Raw genomic sequence first — 20,948 nt, 5'->3', positions numbered from 1 at the left:
GTTAGCGTAGCTCAACGGGTACAGCAAATACGATATTTTCTACTTCGCCTGGGTTTTCAATAACCTGTTTACCGCCTAATTCTTTAAGGCGGTTAATCACTTGTTGTACAAGCACTTCAGGGGCTGATGCACCCGCGGTAACACCAACCGCATTGACATTAGTAAACCATTGATCTTCAACATTACTGGCGTCATCAATTAAGTAAGCAACAGTACCCATTTTATCAGCAAGTTCACGTAACCGATTTGAATTTGAGCTATTTTTAGCACCAACAACTAATAACACATCTACTTTATCAGCTAAGTCACGTACCGCATCTTGGCGATTTTGTGTGGCGTAACAAATATCGTCTTTACGTGGGCCATCAATCGCTGGAAACTTACTTCTTAAGCCATCTATAACATCTGCGGTATCATCTACCGATAATGTAGTTTGGCTACAATAAAATAAGTTATTTGGATTTTTCACGTTTAGTTTGGCAACATCTTCAGGCGTTTCAACTAAATAAATACCACCTTTAGCGTTATCGTATTGCCCCATGGTGCCTTCAACTTCAGGGTGACCATGATGACCAATTAAAATACACTCGATACCTTTACGACTAGCGCGGGTCACTTCCATATGCACTTTAGTGACCAATGGACATGTTGCATCAAATACTTTTAAATCTCGACGCTTAGCTTCACTGCGTACAGCTTGTGACACGCCATGGGCACTAAAAATAACAATGCTGTCGTCTGGCACTTGATCCAATTCTTCAACAAACACCGCACCACGTCTTTTCAAACCATCTACCACGTAGCGGTTATGGACAACTTCATGGCGCACATAGATCGGTTTTTCAAAGATATCTAACGCACGTTCAACGATACTAATCGCGCGGTCGACTCCCGCACAAAAACCGCGCGGATTTGCCAATAAAATTTCCATTAGTTACTTACCTTAGCAATATCGGTAACCTCTAAAATATCAACTTCAAAAGTTAAACGTTGACCTGCAAGCGGATGATTAAAATCGATGGTCACAGACTCCCCCTGCACTTCACGAACAACTCCTGGTAATTCGGTACCATCAGGTTGAGTAAACGCAATAATAGAGCCAATTTTTGCCGGCGTTTCTGGGCCAAACTTACTACGGTCTACATAGTAAATATTATCTGGGTTTGGTTGACCAAAAGCATCTTCAGGCTCAAGTTCAAATGACTTGCTGTCTCCAGACGCTAAACCAAATAAGCATTTTTCAAAGTTAGCCGTTAGACTACCATCACCCATAGTTAATTTTGCAGGCTTATTATGCACTTTGGTTGAATCTGCCGCAGAGCCATCCGATAGCTTAATTGAGAAATGAAAAATAACCTCTGATTTTTCACCTATAACTGCTTGGCTCATGCTTTTTGCTCCTTAGGACTTTCGCCAGTAAAGGCATCAAATAATAATAATGCGGCACCAATACAAATCGCACTGTCGGCAATATTGAACGCAGGAAAATTCCAGCTTTCATAATAAAAGTGTAAAAAGTCAATCACATAACCATGGCTGATACGGTCATATAAATTGCCAATTGCGCCCGCTAATACTAACGAATAAGCACTGCATAAAATTTTATTAGTGGCGGGTAAACGTTTTAGCCACCAGATCAATAATACGCTGATTGAAATAGCAATAACGCTTAAAAACCAACGTTGCCAACCACCCGCTTCACTTAAAAAACTAAAAGCTGCGCCATAGTTATGCACATAGGTTAGATTGAAAAATGGCAATATATCAATTGATTCGCGTAAATTCATGGTTTTAACAACCAGTGTTTTACTGGCAAAGTCTGCTACTAAAAGTAGCAAACTTAACCAAAGCCACACTAAACCACTTTTTTGGGCTAGTTTGCTCACTTCCTACTCCTATGCGAATTGGCGTGTTTCGCCTTCGCCATCTACGTTGCTAACACAACGACCACAAATTTCTGGATGCGCAGGATTTGCACCTACATCATCACAGTAATGCCAACAACGTTCGCACTTTTGTGCATCGGTAGCTGATACGCTGATGTATAAGCCTTCAATTTCAGTTGTTTGAGTTGCATCTGGTTGTGCATCAACAGCTGTAACAGTAACGTTAGATGTTAAGAATACAAAGCGAAGCTCATCACCCAAAGCTGCTAATTTAGCTGCAAGCTCTGCATTGGCAAAAATATTCACATTAGCTTGTAGTGTCGCACCGATCACGTCTTCTTTACGTGCACCTTCTAACACACGGTTTACTTCATCACGCACGTTTAGAATCGTTAACCAATCGTCATTACTAAACTGGCCTTCGCCAACCGCTTTTAAGCCATCATACCAAACTGAAGTAAACACATATTGGTCACGTTCACCTGGCAGTGCTTGCCAAATCTCTTGTGCGGTAAAGCTCATGATTGGCGCCATCCAGCGAGTCATAGCTTCGGCAATATGATATAGAGCTGTTTGACATGAACGACGGGCATGACTATCACTTTTCGCTGTGTATTGACGGTCTTTGATCACATCTAAATAGAATGAACCAAGCTCACCAGTACAGAAATTCATTAGCTTTTGCGTTACTTGGAGCATTTGGTAACTTTCGTAAGCCGCCAAAATTTCATCTTGTAATTGCGCCGCACGGCCAACAATCCAACGATCAAGTTCAACCATGTCATCAATAGCTACTTGGTCAGTTTTAGGATCAAAACCACTTAAGTTAGCGAGTAAGTAACGGCTAGTGTTACGAATACGACGGTAGCGATCCGCAGAACGGTTGAAGATTTCATCTGATACGGTCATTTCTGCAGTGTAATCAGTTGAAGCAACCCACAAGCGTAAAATATCTGCACCGAGTTTATTCATCACATTCTGTGGTGAAATAACGTTACCTAGCGATTTTGACATCTTACGGCCGTTTTCATCAACAGTGAAACCGTGAGTTAGCACTTGACGATATGGTGCATGACCATTAATTGCCACTGACGTCATCATTGATGACATAAACCAACCGCGGTGTTGATCTGAGCCTTCTAAGTATAAATCAGCTGGACCAACTAAATCTTCGCGAGCATCAACCACACAGGCGTGCGTTACACCAGAATCAAACCATACATCTAATGTATCTTGCACTTTCATGTATTGCTGAGCATCAGCTTCACCAAGTAAAGTTGCAGGCTCTAAGTCATACCATGCTTGAATACCGGATTTTTCAACCAGCAGGGCTGCTTTTTCAATCAAAGCTTGAGCATCAGGATGAAGAGCACCGGTGTCTTTATCAACAAACAGTGCAATTGGAACACCCCAAGTACGTTGACGCGAAATACACCAATCTGGGCGACCTTCAACCATGTTTGCTATGCGGCTTTCGCCCCATTCTGGCAACCACTGAGTGTTTTTAATCTCTTTTAATGAATCTTGGCGCAAATTAGCTTGATCCATACTAATGAACCACTGCGGCGTTGCACGGAAAATAATTGGCGTTTTATGACGCCAGCAATGCGGGTAACTGTGCGTTAAGGCATGGTGATGCATAAGCGCATTACGCTCAGTCAGCACATCAACTACACTCGCATTGGCTTTGAATACATGTTGACCTGCAAAAAGCTCAGTGTCAGGTAAATAAACACCATTTGCACCAACCGGGTTAGCCACTTCTAAGCCGTATTGTAGACCTGCCACGAAATCTTCTTGACCGTGGCCAGGTGCTGTATGCACGATACCCGTACCAGAGTCAGTAGTAACATGATCGGCCACAATCACTGGTACATTAAAATCGTAAAATGGATGTGCCACTTGTAAATTTTCAAGTGCTGAACCCGTTACATAACCTAATACGTGAAAGTGCTTAAAGCCGTAGCGATCCATTGCATCTTTAACTAGCTCTGACCCTATAATCAAACGCTGCTGCGCGCCGTCATCATCAACTTGCACTAAGGCATATTCTAGTTCAGCATGCACGGCAACCGCACGGTTAGCTGGCAGTGTCCATGGTGTAGTTGTCCAGATCACTGTACTGACAGTACCTTTACCTTCATGATCGGCTTTTAAATCAAAGGCACTAACAACGGCTGCTTGATCAACAAACTCAAAACGCACATCAATCGCTGGTGATTGCTTATCTTGATATTCAACCTCAGCCTCGGCCAAAGCAGAACCACAATCAGTACACCAATGCACAGGCTTTGCGCCTTTGTGTAAATGGCCTTTTTCGATGATACGTCCAAGCACACGAATTGCGTTTGCTTCGAAGTCAAAATTCATGGTTAAGTAAGGCTTATCCCAATCAGCAAATACGCCTAAACGTTTAAAATCAACTTTTTGGCCTTCAACTTGTTTTTTAGCGTATTCACGACATTTCTCACGGAATTCTGCAGCCGTGACTTTCACGCCTGGCTTACCCACTTTTTTCTCTACCATTAATTCAATCGGTAGACCATGGCAATCCCAACCAGGTACGTAAGGCGCATCAAAATCAGATAAGGTTTTTGATTTAACAATAATATCTTTTAGAATTTTATTTACTGAATGACCTAAATGGATATCGCCGTTCGCATACGGAGGGCCGTCATGCAAAATAAAGGTTTTTTTACCTTTCTTAGCGTTGCGAATTTGACCGTACAGGTCGTCTTCATACCATGTCTTAAGCATTTTTGGCTCACGTTGTGCCAAATTGCCGCGCATTGGAAACGTCGTTTCCGGTAAATTCAAAGTATGCTTGTAGTCGCTCATTAATCCTAGTTTCCGTATCGGCTACCTAATTTAAACCAAAACACTGTTTAGCGGCAGCAACATCAGTTGCTATTTGTGCCGTCAATTGTGTTAATGTCTCGAATTTTTTCTCATCGCGAAGCTTTTTAATTAACTCCACGTGCATAAACTGTCCATAAATATCTTGCGCAAAGTCGAACAGATGAACTTCTAATAATGCGCGTGTTCCATTAAATGTGGGTTTGTTGCCAATATTTGCAACCCCATACACTGTTTTATCGTTTAACGTTACTTGTACCGCAAACACCCCATTTACAGGGCATACTTGCCGCTTTAACGCAATATTTGCAGTCCTAAACCCTAATTCACGACCGCGTTTCCAGCCATGAATCACTCGCCCTGATATTGCGTAATCATGACCTAGCATCGCTTTGGCTTGCGCTAACTGACCTTCAGCTAATGCTTGGCGGATCAAGGTGCTGCTTACTCTAGCATTTAATTGCCGAAAACTCGCGGTGCTTTTTACATCCATATGAGCCGCGAGGCCCATTTTTTTTAGTAAATTAAAGTCACCTTGACGTCTTTTACCAAAGCGAAAATCATCACCTACGGTTAGCGCTTTGACACCCAACTTGTTGATCAGTATCTCTGTTACAAATTGCTCTGCTTCCATATTGGCAAATTGCTGATTAAAACTAATACAAATTACCCGTTCAACGCCTAACTTTGCTAACAGACCTAGCTTATCGCGTAACCGCGTTAATCGAGCTGGCGCATTATCTTTGGCAAAAAACTCTTGTGGCTGAGGCTCAAATAACATTACCGTACTCGGTAAGTTATATTTTTTAGCGTCATTGAGTAATCCATTGAGTACTTCACCATGACCTAAGTGCACACCATCAAAATTACCAATGGTCAACACACAACCATAATGCTGTGTGCGAATATTGTGGATACCTCTAATTAACTCCATGCCACCTAATGCCTTTGTAAGCGTTATGTACCGAGTAAAATTTCACTTGGGTTACAGAATCACCGATTATACCCAAACCACCTCAAGATGCGAGTTTCAGTTGATTTTTTTAGTCTGATTGAGCACTAACAACGTTTTTTATGGTATTTAGTCTTACCCCGAGTAAAAACAACACTAAAAAGTACACCCCCCCTGCCAGAGCGAGTAAACCTATCAATAAAACAACTTGCTCACTAAAATGCCACTGACGCCATAAAAACTGTGTCGCAGCGTACCAAACTACAACCCCCATCAATAAAGCGGCGAGCAAACATTTGCAGGTAAACAATAAACTAAAACGCGAAAACTGATAAACCTGCTCTTTGCTTAATTGACGATAAAGCAGATACGCATTACAACTGGCCGACATTGAAGTCGCAAGCGCCAATCCTAAGTAACCTATAAACGGTGCTAACATAATATTAAAAACCATGTTCAACACCAGCGTAATAATGCCAATACGCACCGGAGTTTTAGTGTCTTGACGTGCATAAAATCCCGGCGCTAAAACTTTGATCAACATAAAACTGACAAGCCCAACAGAGTAAGCCATCACCCCTAAACTCACGGCCTGAACATGATCGACATCACCTTGACTAAACGCGCCATGATCAAATAATACAGAGATGATTAACGGGCTAATGATCATCAAACCAATCATCGCAGGTAAGCCTAAAAAGATCACAAACCGCACTCCCCAGTCTAAGGTGTGCTGAAAATCGCTGCTTTTTTCGCTGCTATGTAATTTAGATAGCGCAGGTAAAATAACCGTCGCGATACCAATGCCAAATAACCCCAGTGGAAATTCGATTAGGCGGTCAGAATAATATAACCAAGCAATTGACCCTGTCATTAACAATGACGCAATCATGGTATCAAGCAGTAGATTAATTTGACTAATAGATACCCCAAACAACGCCGGTAACATTAACTTACGGACTTTTTTTACATTTTCGTCCTGCCAGGCCCAACGTGGTTTACTGAGCATTTTCGCTCGGTACAGAAACGGCAATTGAAACAATAACTGCACCACTCCACCGACAAACACACCAATAGCTAGCGAATAAGCACCAACCGAGAATTTATCGTGTAATAAGATTGCACAGGCAATAATCGAAATATTCAACAGCACTGGCGTAAAGGCCGCAACAGCAAAACGATTATAAACATTCATCACCGCGCCACTGAGTGCAACAAGACTTACAAAAAATAAATAAGGGAACGTTAGCTTAAGTAAACTACTGGCTAATACAAATTTTTCACCGTCTGGGCCACCTTGCCACCACTCAATAAACCACCCAGTACCAAATAGTGCTGCAATAATTGGCGATGCAATTACACCGATTATAGTTACAACCAATAAAATAGTACCAAGTGTGCCAGCGGCTTGAGCAACAAACAGCCTGACTTTGTCGTCTCCTTGTTGCTGTTTGATTTCCGACAAAACGGGCACAAATGCTTGCGCAAATGCCCCTTCAGCAAATAAGCGGCGTAAAAAGTTGGGAATGCGATTAGCAAATAAAAAAACGTCGGCGGCAGCACCTGCGCCAAGTAAATTTGCGACAACAGCATCTCGCACTAATCCTAAAACACGCGATATCATTGTCATTGCACTTACAATCATACCGGAACGAAATAATCCTTTTGCCACACTAAACCTGCTTTAAAACCAACGATAAAACCAATTATGCCACAGTCTTTTTTATAAATCGCTCTAAAGCACTAGGCTGAACTCACCGCCTTTGTTACAATAGCGGTATTAACTGTGCTAGAGCGGCAAATTGATGTTCGTTATATAGGAGCAGTTTTTCTTGGTATGTCAAATTTTTATTGACATTCACGATTAAAAAAGGCATATTCCACGGCCTTTAAATTAAGCTTATTTTAAGATTGTTAGGAGCAAACCTTGGCTAACATCAAGTCTGCAAAAAAACGCGCTATCACTAGCGAAAAAAACCGTCAGCATAACGCAAGCCGTCGTTCAATGATGCGTACATACTTCAAAAAAGTAGTTGTTGCTATTGAAGCGGGCGACAAGGAAGCTGCACAGCAAGCTTTCGCAGTTGCTACACCTATTTTAGACCGTTATGCAACTAAAGGTCTAATTCACAAAAACAAAGCAGCTCGTCATAAGAGCCGCATAGCAGCTAAGATCAAAGCGCTATAATTTGTTTTTGCTAGAATATAAAAAACCGGTCTTGACCGGTTTTTTTATATCTATCATTTAACGCTTAAAATTATTTAAACACTGTTGTTGCGTTAAACAACGTCTAATTCTGGATAAAACTTTTTCAACATTGCCGCTATTTTCTTCGGTGTAAATGGTTTTACCACAAATCCTTTAGCCCCTTTATCGATTGCATCTTTAACATTCTCAACCGTTGAGTGAGCCGATACCATAACGACATTAGTTTGTGGGTTTATTTCATTGATCTGCGCGATAATCTCTTTACCATCACCGTCTGGCAACTCAATATCTAAAAAAATAATATTATAATCGGCCGCTTGGCAAGCACTTATACATTGCGCAGCTGTCGACGCTTCTCTAACATTTTCAATACCTAAGTGCATTAATGTTTGATGGAGAAAGCTGCGCACTGTTCCCACATCATCCACTATTAAAATTGAAAGCTGCGTATTCATTGTTGATCCCCGTAGGTTATGAACTAGGTTTAAGTTATTATGCTTAATAACTTTTCTAATTTAATAATCTCATTATAGAGAGCTCTGCTTAAAAGGCCAGATTTGCTTTATGTCAAATAATATAAAAAAACAATCCTTGCTAGGAAAAACGCCTCAACGAAAAAAACCAACGGCACCAACTAACAAGCGAAAAGCGCCTGCTCAGGCAAACGTCACGCAAGCACAAACACAAACTGCTAGTAGTGAATTAGCTGAAACAAAAAAAAGCCGCACAGGCATTATTGTAGCGGGTGTTATTGTGTTTGCTATTTTAGTTATCCCCAAACCACAGTTATTAACCTATGAAAAATTAGGATTAGTAACGCAAAGTGTATATTGGCCGGGACTGTTTGGTTATGGCGCCATGTTATTTGACTCAAATTTGCAGCCAAATGCCGATTTAGCGCGTAATAGCCTTTATTTATGTCAAAACAATAAGCAACCAGATACTTGTCAAAAATATCGAGTAACCGAACAAGCCGGCTTTTTTTCTGCATTACAAAAATTAATTTTGGATTAAAAAAACTAATCTGAAAATATAAAATTACTTGGTTGAAAGGTGCGCAAAATATCAACATAATGGCGCTCCTTTTTTCAACACTTGAACAACGATACAACCATGCTAAACGAGCTAGATTGGCTTTTAAATATTATCCTGTTAGCCCTAGGATTAGGGGCGTTTTTTATCAATCAATTAACAATACTGCGTGTAGCGGCGATCAGCGCCTGTGCTTTACTGTTTTTGTCATTTAGCTTGGATTTAATGTCGTCGAGTGTTATTTCAAACATGAGTTTAGTGTTGATAAACACGTTTTACTTGTTCAAGGTTTATACCTTTGGGCAATTAAATGTGCCGCAAAATTAATATCTCTCCCTAGATAATTTTATGTACCCTACCGGGCTTTGCTCGGTAGGGTATTTTTTTGCGCGAATAGAACTTGGGCAGCAAAATGAACTAAGTTAAAATCATCGGCGTATTATGCTACTTTGGGTATCACTATGCCTTTAACTGACTCTGATTTATTTTTAACGTCTATGGAAGACGTTGCTCGCCTAGATCACGATACGATCGAACCATCACAACACTTAACTGGCCCCTCTTTAGCCCAGCAACAAAAACGCAAAGCCGCAGAATTAAATTTAAACATCGATGAAAATTATCTACGTAGTGAATTAGTCGAGCTATTAGAGCCTAATGCACTATTGAGTTATAAAAATGCGGGAGTGCAAGATGCTGTATTTAAAAATCTTCGATTAGCTAAGTATCAGCTTGATGCGACACTTGACTTACATGGCCAAACACTAAAAAACGCACGCCAAGCCTTATTTGAATTTATAACTGATTGCCAAAAAAGTAATATTCGTGTGGTAGTGATCCGCCACGGCACTGGTATCAAAAACAAAAAGACCCCTGGGGTGTTAAAAAGTTATACCAATAAATGGCTACAAGAAATTGACTGCGTATTAGCCTTTCATAGTGCACTTAGGCATCATGGTGGCAGTGGTGCAAGCTATGTGTTAATTAAAAAAAGTGATGAGAAGAAGAGTGAGAACCGGGAGCGTCATAGTAAACGCTAACCCGGCTTCGTTATCAATTGTTGGTTCTATTTATTCTGTTTGGCTTTGTAAAACGGGGGCTTGTTCACTTGCATTAGCTTGATTAAACCATGCAGACACACCCATTAAGACCACTGAAATAACGATAATACTAAATTTAACGCCTGTTTGATGCTGTTTCATTGTACACCTTATTATTATTGTTAGTGTTTTTTGAGTTAACTAGACTAACTAAAATTACAGATGTTAACAAGATGTACTACGCTATTGTCGCTGAACTTTTAATAACCTTTTGTTCTATCAACCTGATTATTTAATTTAAGGCCTGTTTTCATACGTTGTACATTATTAGCAATCTGCTGCGTTACAGTTTCCAGATCAGACAATGCCGCGCAATGGGGAGTCATTGTAACCGCTGAATGATGCCAAAAAGGATGCTCTGCAGCTAATGGCTCTTGTGCAAAAACATCCAATGTTGCTCCTCTTATAATTTGATTATCTAATGCCCAAAGTAAATCGTCTGCAACGACGTGCTGGCCTCGCGCTACATTGATGAGCACGGCATGACTTGGTAGCTGCATTAATAAGTTGCGATTAATAAAACCCATCGTTTGCGTGGTTAGTGGTAATAAACACACGAGATAATCAGCCTGTGCTAACAAACTCGGTAACTCACTTACTTGATGAATGCAATTTACTTCGGGTATATTTTTAGGGCTTTGTGAAAATACACTTACGGTAAAATTATTAGCCAGTAAACGTTTAGCGCAGCTTTGTCCTAACTCACCAAAACCTAAAATCACAACATGATTATGACTATAAGCGCGTTTTGGCAGCCATTGTCGTTGTTGTTGCTTAATCACATAGTCTTTAAGCCTTAACTTATGCGCTAAAATATGGGTAAGCACATACTCTGCCATATCATGAGCTAAATTTTCATCAACGATGCGTGTCACAATGACATTGTCAGGGAGTAAGTTTAAATCAATGCTATCGACCCCTGCGCCAAATGAAGAAACTACTTTTAAATTCGGTAGTTGTGCCCACATATCTGCAGGTGCCAGCCAAGCAAGCACAAATTCAACATCCTCTAAGTTATCACAGTCTGGCCACTGTGAAATTTTTACACTTGGTAATTTAGTCGCTAACGCAGTAATAATTTTACTGCAATCACGTCCACTAATCGCAACGAGTACGCTCATGTTATGCCTATAGAGTTGTTGATTTGCAAAGAGTATAACCTTTGTTAAAACATTTAATCTAATCGAATTACTGCTCGGCTCTTTAAAAAGTCACACAACTGCAACCTAATTGTCATAGCAAGCTTTTACTCTGGCGATATATTGATCACCATATGCAAACGAGGTAATTATGATCAGTGTTGATAAAGTAATCGCAGCAAATCTACCACAATTAGAAAACTCACCTAAAGTAAAAAGTTTAGTTAAAAAAGGGTTAGGCTATTTACTTCACGAACAAGAATTTGTTGCATTTGGTGATGCCTACCCGCACTTACAAGGCATTGAGTTTGTTGAGCAAGTATTGGATGAATTAGATTTTGATACTCGCTACAAGCCAAAGCAGATTGAGAATATTCCTAGCGAAGGTAAGTTAGTTATTGTTGCTAACCACCCTATTGGCTCTTTAGATGCACTGGCATTAATTAAAGTATTATCAAGTGTTCGTAAGGATTTAAAGGTCGTTGCCAATCGCATGTTAATGTCAGTTACGCCAATGCACTCATTATTACTGCCGGTCGATAATTTATCGGGTGACAGTAAAAAGCAAGAACTCAATAATATCCACCAGCACCTTAAAGAAGCTGGGGCCATTCTCATTTTCCCAGCAGGTGAAGTGTCGCGTTTAAGCCCTACCGGAATTAAAGATTGCAAGTGGAATAGTGGTTTTTTACGGATCGCAAAAAAAGCCAATGCGCCGATTTTACCGATTTTTATTAAAGCCAAAAATAGCCCACTTTTTTATGGCACATCGATGATTTACAAGCCTTTAGCGAGTTTATTACTGGTTAAAGAAATGTTTAAACAACGACAAAAATCATTAGAGTTTGAAATAGGCGCATCGATACCCCCAGAGTCTTATTTAATTGAAAACCTCAAAGACAAAGAAGTAGTCAATCTGATCCGTAAGCAGCTTTATGCACTTACCTCAAAGAAAACCTTACCGCTTAAAACACAAGCACCCATCGCTTCCTCAGAATGCCGCAAGGAACTAAAAAAAGCCATCGAACAATGTGAGCTATTAGGCACAACTCAAGACGGCATGCAGATATACCTTTATCAATATCAAGGCAGCTCAGCGATTTTCAGAGAGCTTGGCCGGTTACGAGAGATTTCGTTTCGCACTGTTGGTGAAGGCAGTGGTAAGCGTCGTGATATTGATAAGTACGATATGGATTATCAGCACTTGGTTTTATGGGACGGCTCACAACTTGAATTGGTTGGCGCATACCGACTTGCTTGTGCTCAAGCTATTATTGATAAACACGGCCGCAAAGGTTTATATACTGATAGCTTATTTTCTTACAGTGATGCAATGACTCCTTACTTTGCTGCAGGTATTGAACTGGGTCGCAGCTTTGTACAACCTAAATACTGGGGTCGTAAAAGTCTTGATTATTTATGGTATGGGATTGGCGCGTTTGTGAAAAATTATCCTCAGTATCGCTACCTCTATGGCGCAGTCAGTGTCTCTAACGCGTTGCCAGAACCAGCCAAAGCCATGTTAGTTCATTATTATCAGCATTATTACGGCGCTAAGCAGGTTATAGCTACACCTAATAATGAGTTCAAACTCACAGAGCAGCAACTCATACAGTGCGCAAATCTATTTAGCGGTGATGATGTCAAAGAAGACTTTGTTGAGCTCAAACATGTGCTCGCAAACATGGGTGCCCAAGTACCCACTTTATTTAAACAATACACCGAACTATGTGAGCCTGGCGGCGTACAGTTTTTAAGTTTTAGTGTTGATCCTGATTTCAATAATTGTATTGATGGCTTAGTGCTTGTTGATCTTGAAAAAGTAAAAGCAGGCAAAGCAAAAAGATATTTAGGAAAGAACTAAGAACGCAAAGGTGTATAAAATAACAGCGACCAGCCATCTAGCTTATTTACTAAACCTACTTTTGATCCGTAACGTGAATTTGCGCTCGCAGTATGCTATCAAAAGTAGTTTTTATGTGCAGATATGATAAAGTGGTTGTACACAAATTGTTGACAGAACAGCTATGAAAAGGTCCCTGCTATTTTTAGCTTTTATCATTATTTTTTCGGTAGTTAGCATTCAATTATTGGTGATACCTCATTTTGAAAGTAACGTCAGGTACCCTACTGAAAAATGGGCTTTAGAGTTTTTAACATCAGGCTCTACGGATCTTCTTGCACAACAATTACAATCCATACCTAAACACCAGAGAATGGCCTACTTACAAAACATACAAGCTAATTTTGGCTTTGAACTTACTTTACAAGACTATCAACAAAGTGATTTTTCAAGTGAGCAACAATCTTGGCTCGCAGAGGATAAAATTTGGGGTGATCCGCAAACAGATTTAGCATATCGAAAAATAGATGACGAACAGCTATTAGTAATTGTAAAACCCAATACGGTTCCTAAGCATCTGATCAACGAAGCGCAACGTTGGATGATGGGCTCTTTTTACCTACTGAATAATATGCTGATGCAACACCCACAGCAGAGCTGGCCGTCGATAATTGATTCGCTCAGTGATGATTTTACATATCCCGTTGCACTGATGACATTGAGTGAGTTAACTTACACAGAGCAACAAATAGCCCAATTAAAAACAGGAGCTATTGTGACCATATCAACTGCGGATTCTGATTTTATTGGCTATCCCGCCGACATTGCCGTACAGCGCATCAAAAATAGCGATAAAGTAATTGTACTTGGCCCTTTTAGCCCTCAACTAAAGGGCAAAGTGGTGTACATGTTAAGTATCTTTTATTTTATATTCGGCTTTTTTCTGCTTATACCAATTATAATATGGTTAATTCCTGGCTGGCGCTCTATGTTATCGCTCAATAAAGTGGCGATATTACTTGGACAAGGTAAATTTGATGCTCGCGCTAAGCTAATTCGTTTTAGCCATCTAAACCACTTGTCCAAAACGTTTAATACCATGGCCGAAAAAATACAACGCCTTATCTCTTCTCATAAAACTCTGATCAATGCTGTATCACATGAATTGCGAACTCCCATCGCACGCATTGAATTCAATGTTGAATTACTTAGAAATAGTACAACCAATGACTATCAACTAGGGCAACTAGAGCGGATTGAATTATCTTTGAATGAACTAAATTCATTAGTGTCAGAAATGCTTACACATGCTCGATTTGAGCGCGAAATACCCACTCTTACATTTGCAACCGTTGAACTTAATCATTGGATAAAACAAGAGTTAATCTGTTGGCAAGAAGCCAACCCTGATACTGAGATTGTTTTACTTGAACAAGGCGCTTGCCATGCAATGATTGATAAGTTTTATATGAGCCGTGCATTAAGTAATTTAATGCGCAATGCCATAGCGTATGGAAGAAACCATATTCAAGTAAGCTATGAACAAACCGCAAAAGGCTGGCTGATTTGTGTTGCTGATAACGGTGATGGTATTCCTTTACCCTGTGCTGAGAAGGTATTTGAACCATTCTATCGAGAAGATCAAAGTCGTAATTTGCAAGTCGGTGGAACCGGACTAGGCCTTGCAATCGTTAAACAAATTTTAGGCTGGCATGAAGGAACCGCGAGTGTTGAGCCATCCAGCTTAGGTGGTGCATGTTTCATACTAAATTGGCCAGCCAAACGCACACATCGATAATCCACATAGAGAACAAGAAATGAAAACAAAGATTTTAGTGGTAGAAGATGATTTACCGCTTGCTGAGTCAATTCAAGAGTATTTAACGATTGAAGGCTATCAGGTTGAAATAGAATCAAATGGCGAGCATGCGGTCTCCCGTATTCTTCAGTGGCAGCCAGCTCTGGTGCTGCTTGACGTTATGTTACCGAACAAGGATGGCTTAACGGTATGCCGCGAAGTAAGGCAGTCATACAGCGGCTATATTTTGATGTTTACTGCACGAGAAGAAGAAATTGATCAGGTTGTAGGGCTTGAAATTGGTGCCGACGATTATTTATTAAAGCCGGTGAAACCTCGCTTACTACTGGCAAAAATTAAAGCTTTTTTAAGACGTGGACATCCCACAGATCCACTCGCCATAAAGCCACAAACGAAAGAGTCTATAACGTTTGGGCAATTAATCATTAATACGCACAACCGAACTGTCTCTTTAGCAACGCAACATATCCAGCTCACAGACGGCGAATATGACGTACTGCTACTGCTTGCTAAAAATGCAGGAGTTATTCTGTCACGTAGTGACATTGTTGAAAAAATAAAAGGTTATCACTATGATGGAATTGAACGTGGTGTTGATAATCATATTAGCCAGTTACGCAAGAAGCTCGGTGATAATGCGCGTAACCCAATAAAAATTAAGACTATCCGTTCCAAAGGCTACTTATTTGTAGTTAGTGCGTGGTAGTTCTAGGTGGATATGGCGCTATATCTCCAACATGGGAGTAGCGCCTTTGAGAGACTTGAACTGTGGATAATACATCTATCTCAGCAACTATTTCACACTAACCAGAGGAGTTTTAATCTAAAGTTATTCTTCAGCCATTACTCGTTTACCATTACTATCGACAACTAATAAATATGAAGCGCCAAAATTACCCGCACATAAATCGATAGCCTGATTGGCAACTTTTAGGCCATTAGCACAATTACTCACCGCTAAGAACGCTGTGACACTGCCCTTTTTTGTAGTTAATACTTTTTTATCATCAATTGACACATCATACTCGCCGTTGGCAAATAAACGCACATTAAATACATCTGCAGTATTGTTTTGTTTTTTATCAATGACAGACAAAGCCCGCTTACCTGAAGATTGCCAAGCAATTACCCATAAATCGTCGTTATTACTCAAAGTTGTATTTATGCGTTCCTCTTTATTCGCATTGATACTATCTTTAACTCCCAAGTTAATCATGTTATTGATTACTTTATAACTGTAGTTATAGCGACTACCCACAGCATTGGCCTCTACATCGCCCGCAGCGATGTTATCACTATCGAATAAACCACTGTAGCCGGTGCTAATACTCCTTTTTTTGACATGAAAGTCAGCCATATAATCCAATGAATTTATGAAAGACATATTTGCTTGATGGGTTAATTTATCATCTAATTCATCCGTGCTTTCACCACATCCACTTAAAGCAGCTGCCACACCAAACAACAGTGCAATACTAAATCCTTTATTACTGGTGCTCATAACAATCTCCATAATGTTTAATTTTATCAACGCTAAAAACCGCACTAAACGCTGTTATTACTTTAATAATTTTTTATTAATCAATTACTAAGTATTTTATTTCGAATAGCGAAATTTACTGAAAAAATGTTAGCATATCCTTTACGAGACATCTCTCAGCGCTTGTCGGACATTGTCAGAAATTGTCTGTTTATAATGAACAGTTTAATGATGGCCTTGCGTTATAGTCAGCTGATACGGCTAAATACCTGCTCTAAAAGCTGTGTATATATTTTCTCAATTTTTAGTAAGTCATTAATAGGCACATGCTCGTTAACTTGGTGGATGGTATTATTTCGTACCCCGCATTCAATCACTTGGGTGTAGTCATTGGCAAAAAACCGCCCATCAGAAGTTCCGCCACTGGTACTTAATAAAGGATAACTGCCTGTCACATTAAAAATAGCTTGTTCAACTTGAGTCAATAAACAGCGACGCGTTTGATGACTCGTATAAAAAGGCTCACACGGACGCTCCCATTCCACACTCAGCAAAGCTTGTAAATCGTCTAACGCGAATTGAATCTCATTTTTTATATCACTGCTTTTATAACCATGGCTATAACGAATATTAAATGTCATTTCACATCGTGCTGGCACCATATTATCGACCACATTTGCAATATTAATCCCGGTTATTTGCAAGCTCGTATGTGAACTTGGCTCGTCACGCTGCCAAGTTATGCTAGTCAAGCGCTTGATTACTTCTGCACTAAGATGAGCTGCATTGATGGTGTTTTCTGGATAAGCAACATGCCCTGCTTTGCCGTTGATCACTAACCGCGCAGAGAGTGCACCTCGACGGCCATTTTTGATTGTATCACCAACATGCAAATGACTGGTTGGCTCGCCGACAATGCAGCCGTCAAGTTGGATGCCCTGTTGCGCTAAACGCTCGGCAATCAGTAGTGAACCATATTCCGCCTCCCCTTCTTCATCAGAGGTGATCAACCAGTAAAAAGTACCTTTTTTTGCAGCTACGTTAGCTAGTAATGCACGACTGGCACATAACATGGCGGCAACGCCCCCTTTCATATCAGCAGCGCCTCGGCCATAAATCGCGCCATCAATAATATCACCTGAAAATGGTTCTGCTCGCCACGCCCCTCCAGATGCGGGGACCACATCAATATGCCCCGAAAAAGCATAGCGTGGCCCATCACCAAAGCTTACTTTAGCTATTAAGTTAGTAACATTATTAAAGGTAAACTGTTCACAGTTAAAGCCAAAGTCTGTTAACTGCTTTGCTAACCAGTCTATTGCCCCGGCTTGCTGTGGTGTAACAGATTTAAATTGGATCAGCTTTTGAAGGTAACTGACCACAGTATCAGTGTGGATTGCATCATTCGTGGTGTGAGATTGGATAGCTAAAGTCATAATTAACACCCTTATTAAGAGAGAGTGTATTCATTACAACCTGAATTTATGACCGCTTTATGAAACACGGATTATACTAATCGTTTTAAGTTACTGACCATTTATAGCGACAGAAAAATACAGTGATAACAAGGCAGAGATTTTGACATGTAGTTGTTCTCGGCAATTGCTCCTGCATTGCTCTACCTCTTGCATCCATGCAGTCTTAAATGAAAAATTACTAACGCAGTTAGCGCTTTATTTAGCGCGCTAGAATGGTTAAATATTTAAGTCGATTGGTATTAGTGTGCACCTTCTTCGATGAATGCTTCTTGGCTAACTTTAGCGATATCTTTATCATCTTTGGTCAATTTTGTTTGTTGCCAACGACCACGACAAAACCACAAATACGATAGCGATGCGACGATCACATTGGTGACAGCAAACGAGTACCAAATGCCGTGATCGCCCAGATGTGTGTGTTTTGACAAAATATACGCCACCGGAAACTGTACTACGCATTGAGAAAACAGCGCCAACAACATCGCATTAAGCATGTTCCCTGATGCTCTAAATGCAGCCACCACACATAATTGCACGCCTATTCCGCCCCAAGTTAAGCACATAACACGAATAAACTGTGCGCCTTTGGCTATCACACCTTGATCATCGGGGATAAAAAATGCCACTAAGTAAGGTGCAAATATAAATGCAATCGCCCCAATAAAAGACAAACCACATAATCCCCAAAGTACCGCCAACTTAGTAATTTGCTCTGCTCGTTGCGGGTTACCTGCGCCCATGTTTTGTCCGACCAAGGTCGACACAGCCATCGAGAGTCCCATAGCCGGGATCATCACCATCTGTAATATATTTGAACCAACACCATAAGAAGCAATGGTTTGAGTGCCAAAACTAGCCACTAAAAAAGACATGATAATCAAACCAAATGCACGCGCTGACAACTCTACAGAGCCTGGTGCACCTAAATAAAACGCTTGTTTGATATAACTGTAATCAGGAATGAAACTTGATAATTTTAGCTTAATACCATGGCGACCACGCATAAAAATAACAATGCCAGCAATGGCTGCCAAACTTTGTGTCACCAATGTAGCCAGCGCTGCCCCCATCACCCCAAGACCTGTAAAGCTGCCATAACCAAAAATAAATAATGGATCGAGTACAAAGTTTAGCAACACGGTTACGGAAACAATGATCAATGGCACCTTGGTTTGGCCAATACCCCGCATTAAGGCTTGAAACATGGCATAAATAAATACAAATACCACCCCCACAAATGACACATGCATAAATTTTAAAGCATCGTTATAAACGGCATCTTCAACACCCAGTAAATGTAAAAAGTAAGGCGATAGCAAATAACCGATAACTCCTAAAAAAATGGCTGTCACAGTCACCATTAACACTGTTTGCGCGGCCACATGGTTTACTTTATCTTGTTGGCCAGCCCCCATATATTGCGCTGACAAAATTGCCCCCGCCATCGCAAGTCCAGAGCCAATCGCAATCACTAAAAAAGTCACCGGCATACTTACTGACACCGCTGCAACTTGTGCCGCCCCTAAGCGACCAACCCAAAACGCATCGGTTAATTGATAGGCAGATTGTAAAATGTTGATAAGAATAATAGGAACTGCAAGTTTTAACAGTGCTTTGCTAATAGAGCCAGACAGAAAAAGATGGTTGGTTTCGTTCATTGTATACCCTTGCTTTAAGCAGCAATTATAACTTATTTTCCTGACCTATTGATGAATAGCAATAAAAAAGAGTGCACTGTCAATCGATTTTAAACGTCAATTAAGTAAACCTTAATCTAAATCAAACAAACGCTGCGCCGTTTTATACCCTGTTATAAAGCTTGATCTAGAACAGTTTTATATTTTTTTTTTGGCTGATAATAGCGTCAATTCAAAAAAGTAGTTCTCGGAGAACAGCATGAAAAAACAACTTAGCGCAGCGTTACTCACCTCACTTTTAATCGCGTCTCCTTTCGCGAGTGCAAACTTAAGCGTTAATGTCGGTGCTATTAATGTTAACCCTGACAATAGCAGCTCAGCGATCAATGAAGATCCAAGTTTAGGCTTAAAAGGTAGCTCGGATACACAACTAGGTATTACAGTTGACTATGCATTTAACGATCAGTGGGTTCTAGAATTGGTTGCTGCAACACCCTTTTCTCATGAAGTTAATGGCGCAGGTGGTTTAGCTGGCAATAAAATAGCAGATATTAAGCAATTACCGCCGTCACTAATCGCTCAGTATCACTTTTTAGAAAGCACTTCAGCATTTCGTCCGTTCGTTGGTGTGGGTATTAACTACACAGTGTTTTTTGATGAGCAACCTTCAGCTGCACTAAAAACAGTACTGGGTACCGATAACGTTGAAGTCAAGCTTGATAATTCATTTGGTTTTGTAGCCCAAGCAGGCTTCAATTACATGCTAGATCAAAACTGGGGCGTACACGCAATGGTATCAATCATGGATATTGAAACCGATGCAACTGTGTATGCCGGTGGCAAGCAAGCCCTCACTTCAACAGTAAAAATTGACCCTGTAGTTGCCATGTTAGGGGTTAAATACGCTTTTTAAACATACTCTAAAAAGGCCTGATGGCCTTTTTATCTGTGCGTGTGTAAAATCAGCTGGGAAGATTTGTTATTTTTTTCTGCTCTAACATTTCTTTCCAGTGCATAATTTCCGCTGGTAATATAGGCACAACACCGTCGAAGTTTACCGCCTCTAGCATTTCTTCTACACTGACGACACCTCGCTTGCGCTTAAACACACCTCTTACATAGGCGATCGCATGCAAGCCACGCTCGGAATGAAATTTTTGCTCAATATAAAAATACTTATGATCCCAACCCACTAAGCGCGTGCTAATGGTATAGCGTTGCATTGGCTTAATATCACGAATATAAGTAATGGCCGTGGCGTTAACGATAGGAAACCAACGTTTTTTCATAATCGTTTCAAGCAAGCCAACTCGCTCAGTCATCCAAGTGCGAGCTAAATCCATCATTGCTAAATAACGAGAGTTAGTAAGATGTAAATTAATATCACAATCACTTGGCAGCGCTTTGTAATCTATATCCACAGTGTCTAACAATGATTGATAATCACGGTTACGTTTGATTTTAAAAAATAATAATAAAAGACGAAAATATAAGTTCACAATAAAGGTCTTACCAGT

At 40.4% G+C, this 20,948-nt stretch carries 21 protein-coding genes; 8 read left to right on the top strand and 13 right to left on the bottom strand.

All coding sequences use genetic code 11. The features are described 5' to 3' along the window. Window position 1 precedes the first annotated feature (1 nt). The 6 genes from ispH to murJ all read right to left on the bottom strand — a co-directional run bounded on the left by ispH (window position 2) and on the right by murJ (window position 7,324). Window positions 2-931: a 4-hydroxy-3-methylbut-2-enyl diphosphate reductase gene (gene ispH, locus H5201_RS05245; protein ID WP_182717083.1), complete on the bottom strand. Its 930-nt coding sequence runs from the start codon at window positions 929-931 to the stop codon at window positions 2-4. Further along, window positions 931-1,389, bottom strand: a complete 459-nt coding sequence (gene fkpB, locus H5201_RS05240) for an FKBP-type peptidyl-prolyl cis-trans isomerase (protein ID WP_182717082.1) — start codon at window positions 1,387-1,389, stop codon at window positions 931-933. The genes ispH and fkpB overlap by 1 nt, the downstream gene beginning before the upstream one ends. Continuing rightward, window positions 1,386-1,886: a signal peptidase II gene (gene lspA / locus H5201_RS05235; protein WP_145237265.1), complete on the bottom strand. Its 501-nt coding sequence runs from the start codon at window positions 1,884-1,886 to the stop codon at window positions 1,386-1,388. The genes fkpB and lspA overlap by 4 nt, the downstream gene beginning before the upstream one ends. Before the next feature lie 9 nt (window positions 1,887-1,895). Beyond that, window positions 1,896-4,724 carry an isoleucine--tRNA ligase gene (gene ileS / locus H5201_RS05230; RefSeq protein WP_182717081.1) on the bottom strand — a complete coding sequence of 943 codons (2,829 nt, stop codon included), beginning with the start codon at window positions 4,722-4,724 and terminating at the stop codon, window positions 1,896-1,898. 25 nt (window positions 4,725-4,749) lie between these two features. Next, complete coding sequence (gene ribF / locus H5201_RS05225; RefSeq protein WP_182717080.1) at window positions 4,750-5,676, bottom strand: bifunctional riboflavin kinase/FAD synthetase; 927 nt, start codon at window positions 5,674-5,676, stop codon at window positions 4,750-4,752. Window positions 5,677-5,785: 109 nt separating this feature from the next. Then, window positions 5,786-7,324, bottom strand: coding sequence for a murein biosynthesis integral membrane protein MurJ (gene murJ / locus H5201_RS05220; RefSeq protein ID WP_404699110.1), 1,539 nt, complete (start codon window positions 7,322-7,324; stop codon window positions 5,786-5,788). 297 nt (window positions 7,325-7,621) lie between these two features. Here murJ and rpsT point away from each other — a divergent pair, with 297 nt between their 5' ends. Then, window positions 7,622-7,882, top strand: coding sequence for a 30S ribosomal protein S20 (rpsT, locus tag H5201_RS05215; RefSeq protein ID WP_145237275.1), 261 nt, complete (start codon window positions 7,622-7,624; stop codon window positions 7,880-7,882). A 92-nt stretch (window positions 7,883-7,974) separates the two neighbouring features. On the opposite strand, the gene H5201_RS05210 is transcribed toward rpsT, so the two are convergent. Continuing rightward, entirely contained in the window at window positions 7,975-8,358 is a 384-nt protein-coding gene (locus tag H5201_RS05210) for a response regulator (protein ID WP_145237278.1), read from the bottom strand. A 109-nt stretch (window positions 8,359-8,467) separates the two neighbouring features. Here H5201_RS05210 and H5201_RS05205 point away from each other — a divergent pair, with 109 nt between their 5' ends. The 3 genes from H5201_RS05205 to smrA all read left to right on the top strand — a co-directional run bounded on the left by H5201_RS05205 (window position 8,468) and on the right by smrA (window position 9,975). Beyond that, window positions 8,468-8,917, top strand: a complete 450-nt coding sequence (locus tag H5201_RS05205; protein WP_182717079.1) for a hypothetical protein — start codon at window positions 8,468-8,470, stop codon at window positions 8,915-8,917. 99 nt (window positions 8,918-9,016) lie between these two features. Continuing rightward, window positions 9,017-9,262 carry a hypothetical protein gene (locus H5201_RS05200; RefSeq protein ID WP_145237284.1) on the top strand — a complete coding sequence of 82 codons (246 nt, stop codon included), beginning with the start codon at window positions 9,017-9,019 and terminating at the stop codon, window positions 9,260-9,262. 134 nt (window positions 9,263-9,396) lie between these two features. Then, window positions 9,397-9,975 carry a DNA endonuclease SmrA gene (gene smrA, locus H5201_RS05195; protein WP_182734410.1) on the top strand — a complete coding sequence of 193 codons (579 nt, stop codon included), beginning with the start codon at window positions 9,397-9,399 and terminating at the stop codon, window positions 9,973-9,975. Between the two features lie 30 nt (window positions 9,976-10,005). On the opposite strand, the gene H5201_RS23085 is transcribed toward smrA, so the two are convergent. Both H5201_RS23085 and H5201_RS05190 read right to left on the bottom strand, forming a co-directional pair. Next, complete coding sequence (locus H5201_RS23085; RefSeq protein ID WP_257325490.1) at window positions 10,006-10,137, bottom strand: hypothetical protein; 132 nt, start codon at window positions 10,135-10,137, stop codon at window positions 10,006-10,008. A 98-nt stretch (window positions 10,138-10,235) separates the two neighbouring features. Continuing rightward, complete coding sequence (locus H5201_RS05190) at window positions 10,236-11,156, bottom strand: glyoxylate/hydroxypyruvate reductase A (RefSeq protein ID WP_182783873.1); 921 nt, start codon at window positions 11,154-11,156, stop codon at window positions 10,236-10,238. A gap of 169 nt (window positions 11,157-11,325) precedes the next feature. Here H5201_RS05190 and H5201_RS05185 point away from each other — a divergent pair, with 169 nt between their 5' ends. The 3 genes from H5201_RS05185 to H5201_RS05175 all read left to right on the top strand — a co-directional run bounded on the left by H5201_RS05185 (window position 11,326) and on the right by H5201_RS05175 (window position 15,542). After that, the gene (locus H5201_RS05185; RefSeq protein ID WP_182783871.1) at window positions 11,326-13,038 is read left to right on the top strand and encodes a lysophospholipid acyltransferase family protein; all 1,713 of its coding nucleotides are present in this window, start codon (window positions 11,326-11,328) and stop codon (window positions 13,036-13,038) included. Between the two features lie 352 nt (window positions 13,039-13,390). Continuing rightward, window positions 13,391-14,815 carry an ATP-binding protein gene (locus H5201_RS05180; RefSeq protein WP_257325488.1) on the top strand — a complete coding sequence of 475 codons (1,425 nt, stop codon included), beginning with the start codon at window positions 13,391-13,393 and terminating at the stop codon, window positions 14,813-14,815. A 19-nt stretch (window positions 14,816-14,834) separates the two neighbouring features. Further along, the gene (locus H5201_RS05175) at window positions 14,835-15,542 is read left to right on the top strand and encodes a response regulator transcription factor (protein WP_145237300.1); all 708 of its coding nucleotides are present in this window, start codon (window positions 14,835-14,837) and stop codon (window positions 15,540-15,542) included. Window positions 15,543-15,665: 123 nt separating this feature from the next. Here H5201_RS05175 and H5201_RS05170 read toward each other — a convergent pair whose 3' ends face one another. The 3 genes from H5201_RS05170 to H5201_RS05160 form a co-directional block, all read right to left on the bottom strand. Next, entirely contained in the window at window positions 15,666-16,337 is a 672-nt protein-coding gene (locus tag H5201_RS05170) for a hypothetical protein (RefSeq protein WP_182717073.1), read from the bottom strand. A gap of 227 nt (window positions 16,338-16,564) precedes the next feature. Further along, on the bottom strand, window positions 16,565-17,752 hold the full coding sequence (gene dapE / locus H5201_RS05165; RefSeq protein WP_182717072.1) for a succinyl-diaminopimelate desuccinylase: 1,188 nt from the start codon (window positions 17,750-17,752) through the stop codon (window positions 16,565-16,567). A 281-nt stretch (window positions 17,753-18,033) separates the two neighbouring features. Next, a complete protein-coding gene (locus H5201_RS05160) occupies window positions 18,034-19,452 on the bottom strand; it encodes an MATE family efflux transporter (RefSeq protein WP_182717071.1) in 1,419 nt (472 codons plus the stop codon). Between the two features lie 238 nt (window positions 19,453-19,690). Between H5201_RS05160 and H5201_RS05155 the strand changes: the two genes are divergently transcribed. Continuing rightward, entirely contained in the window at window positions 19,691-20,344 is a 654-nt protein-coding gene (locus H5201_RS05155) for an OmpW family protein (protein ID WP_149980817.1), read from the top strand. 49 nt (window positions 20,345-20,393) lie between these two features. Here the strand turns inward: H5201_RS05155 and H5201_RS05150 are convergent, their stop codons facing one another. After that, window positions 20,394-20,930, bottom strand: coding sequence for a thioesterase family protein (locus H5201_RS05150; RefSeq protein ID WP_149980818.1), 537 nt, complete (start codon window positions 20,928-20,930; stop codon window positions 20,394-20,396). Between the last annotated feature and the right edge of the window lie 18 nt (window positions 20,931-20,948).

Origin of the sequence: Pseudoalteromonas sp. SG43-6 (assembly GCF_014164365.1) — a bacterium.
Lineage (GTDB): Bacteria > Pseudomonadota > Gammaproteobacteria > Enterobacterales > Alteromonadaceae > Pseudoalteromonas > Pseudoalteromonas rhizosphaerae.
Note: the sequence above shows the minus strand (reverse complement) of the source record. Positions and strands in the feature narration are given on the sequence as shown.

Bases quoted from the DNA above. Each gene is read 5' to 3' on its own strand.
- murJ (WP_404699110.1), bottom strand. From the start codon at position 7,324: ATGACAATGATATCGCGTGTTTTAGGATTAGTGCGAGATGCTGTTGTC.
- H5201_RS05200 (WP_145237284.1), top strand. From the start codon at position 9,017: ATGCTAAACGAGCTAGATTGGCTTTTAAATATTATCCTGTTAGCCCTA.
- H5201_RS05190 (WP_182783873.1), bottom strand. From the start codon at position 11,156: ATGAGCGTACTCGTTGCGATTAGTGGACGTGATTGCAGTAAAATTATT.
- H5201_RS05175 (WP_145237300.1), top strand. From the start codon at position 14,835: ATGAAAACAAAGATTTTAGTGGTAGAAGATGATTTACCGCTTGCTGAG.
- H5201_RS05160 (WP_182717071.1), bottom strand. From the start codon at position 19,452: ATGAACGAAACCAACCATCTTTTTCTGTCTGGCTCTATTAGCAAAGCA.
- H5201_RS05155 (WP_149980817.1), top strand. From the start codon at position 19,691: ATGAAAAAACAACTTAGCGCAGCGTTACTCACCTCACTTTTAATCGCG.
- H5201_RS05205 (WP_182717079.1), top strand. From the start codon at position 8,468: ATGTCAAATAATATAAAAAAACAATCCTTGCTAGGAAAAACGCCTCAA.
- ribF (WP_182717080.1), bottom strand. From the start codon at position 5,676: ATGGAGTTAATTAGAGGTATCCACAATATTCGCACACAGCATTATGGT.
- H5201_RS05185 (WP_182783871.1), top strand. From the start codon at position 11,326: ATGATCAGTGTTGATAAAGTAATCGCAGCAAATCTACCACAATTAGAA.
- H5201_RS05210 (WP_145237278.1), bottom strand. From the start codon at position 8,358: ATGAATACGCAGCTTTCAATTTTAATAGTGGATGATGTGGGAACAGTG.
- dapE (WP_182717072.1), bottom strand. From the start codon at position 17,752: ATGACTTTAGCTATCCAATCTCACACCACGAATGATGCAATCCACACT.
- H5201_RS23085 (WP_257325490.1), bottom strand. From the start codon at position 10,137: ATGAAACAGCATCAAACAGGCGTTAAATTTAGTATTATCGTTATTTCA.
- ileS (WP_182717081.1), bottom strand. From the start codon at position 4,724: ATGAGCGACTACAAGCATACTTTGAATTTACCGGAAACGACGTTTCCA.
- H5201_RS05180 (WP_257325488.1), top strand. From the start codon at position 13,391: ATGGCCTACTTACAAAACATACAAGCTAATTTTGGCTTTGAACTTACT.
- H5201_RS05170 (WP_182717073.1), bottom strand. From the start codon at position 16,337: ATGAGCACCAGTAATAAAGGATTTAGTATTGCACTGTTGTTTGGTGTG.
- fkpB (WP_182717082.1), bottom strand. From the start codon at position 1,389: ATGAGCCAAGCAGTTATAGGTGAAAAATCAGAGGTTATTTTTCATTTC.
- ispH (WP_182717083.1), bottom strand. From the start codon at position 931: ATGGAAATTTTATTGGCAAATCCGCGCGGTTTTTGTGCGGGAGTCGAC.
- smrA (WP_182734410.1), top strand. From the start codon at position 9,397: ATGCCTTTAACTGACTCTGATTTATTTTTAACGTCTATGGAAGACGTT.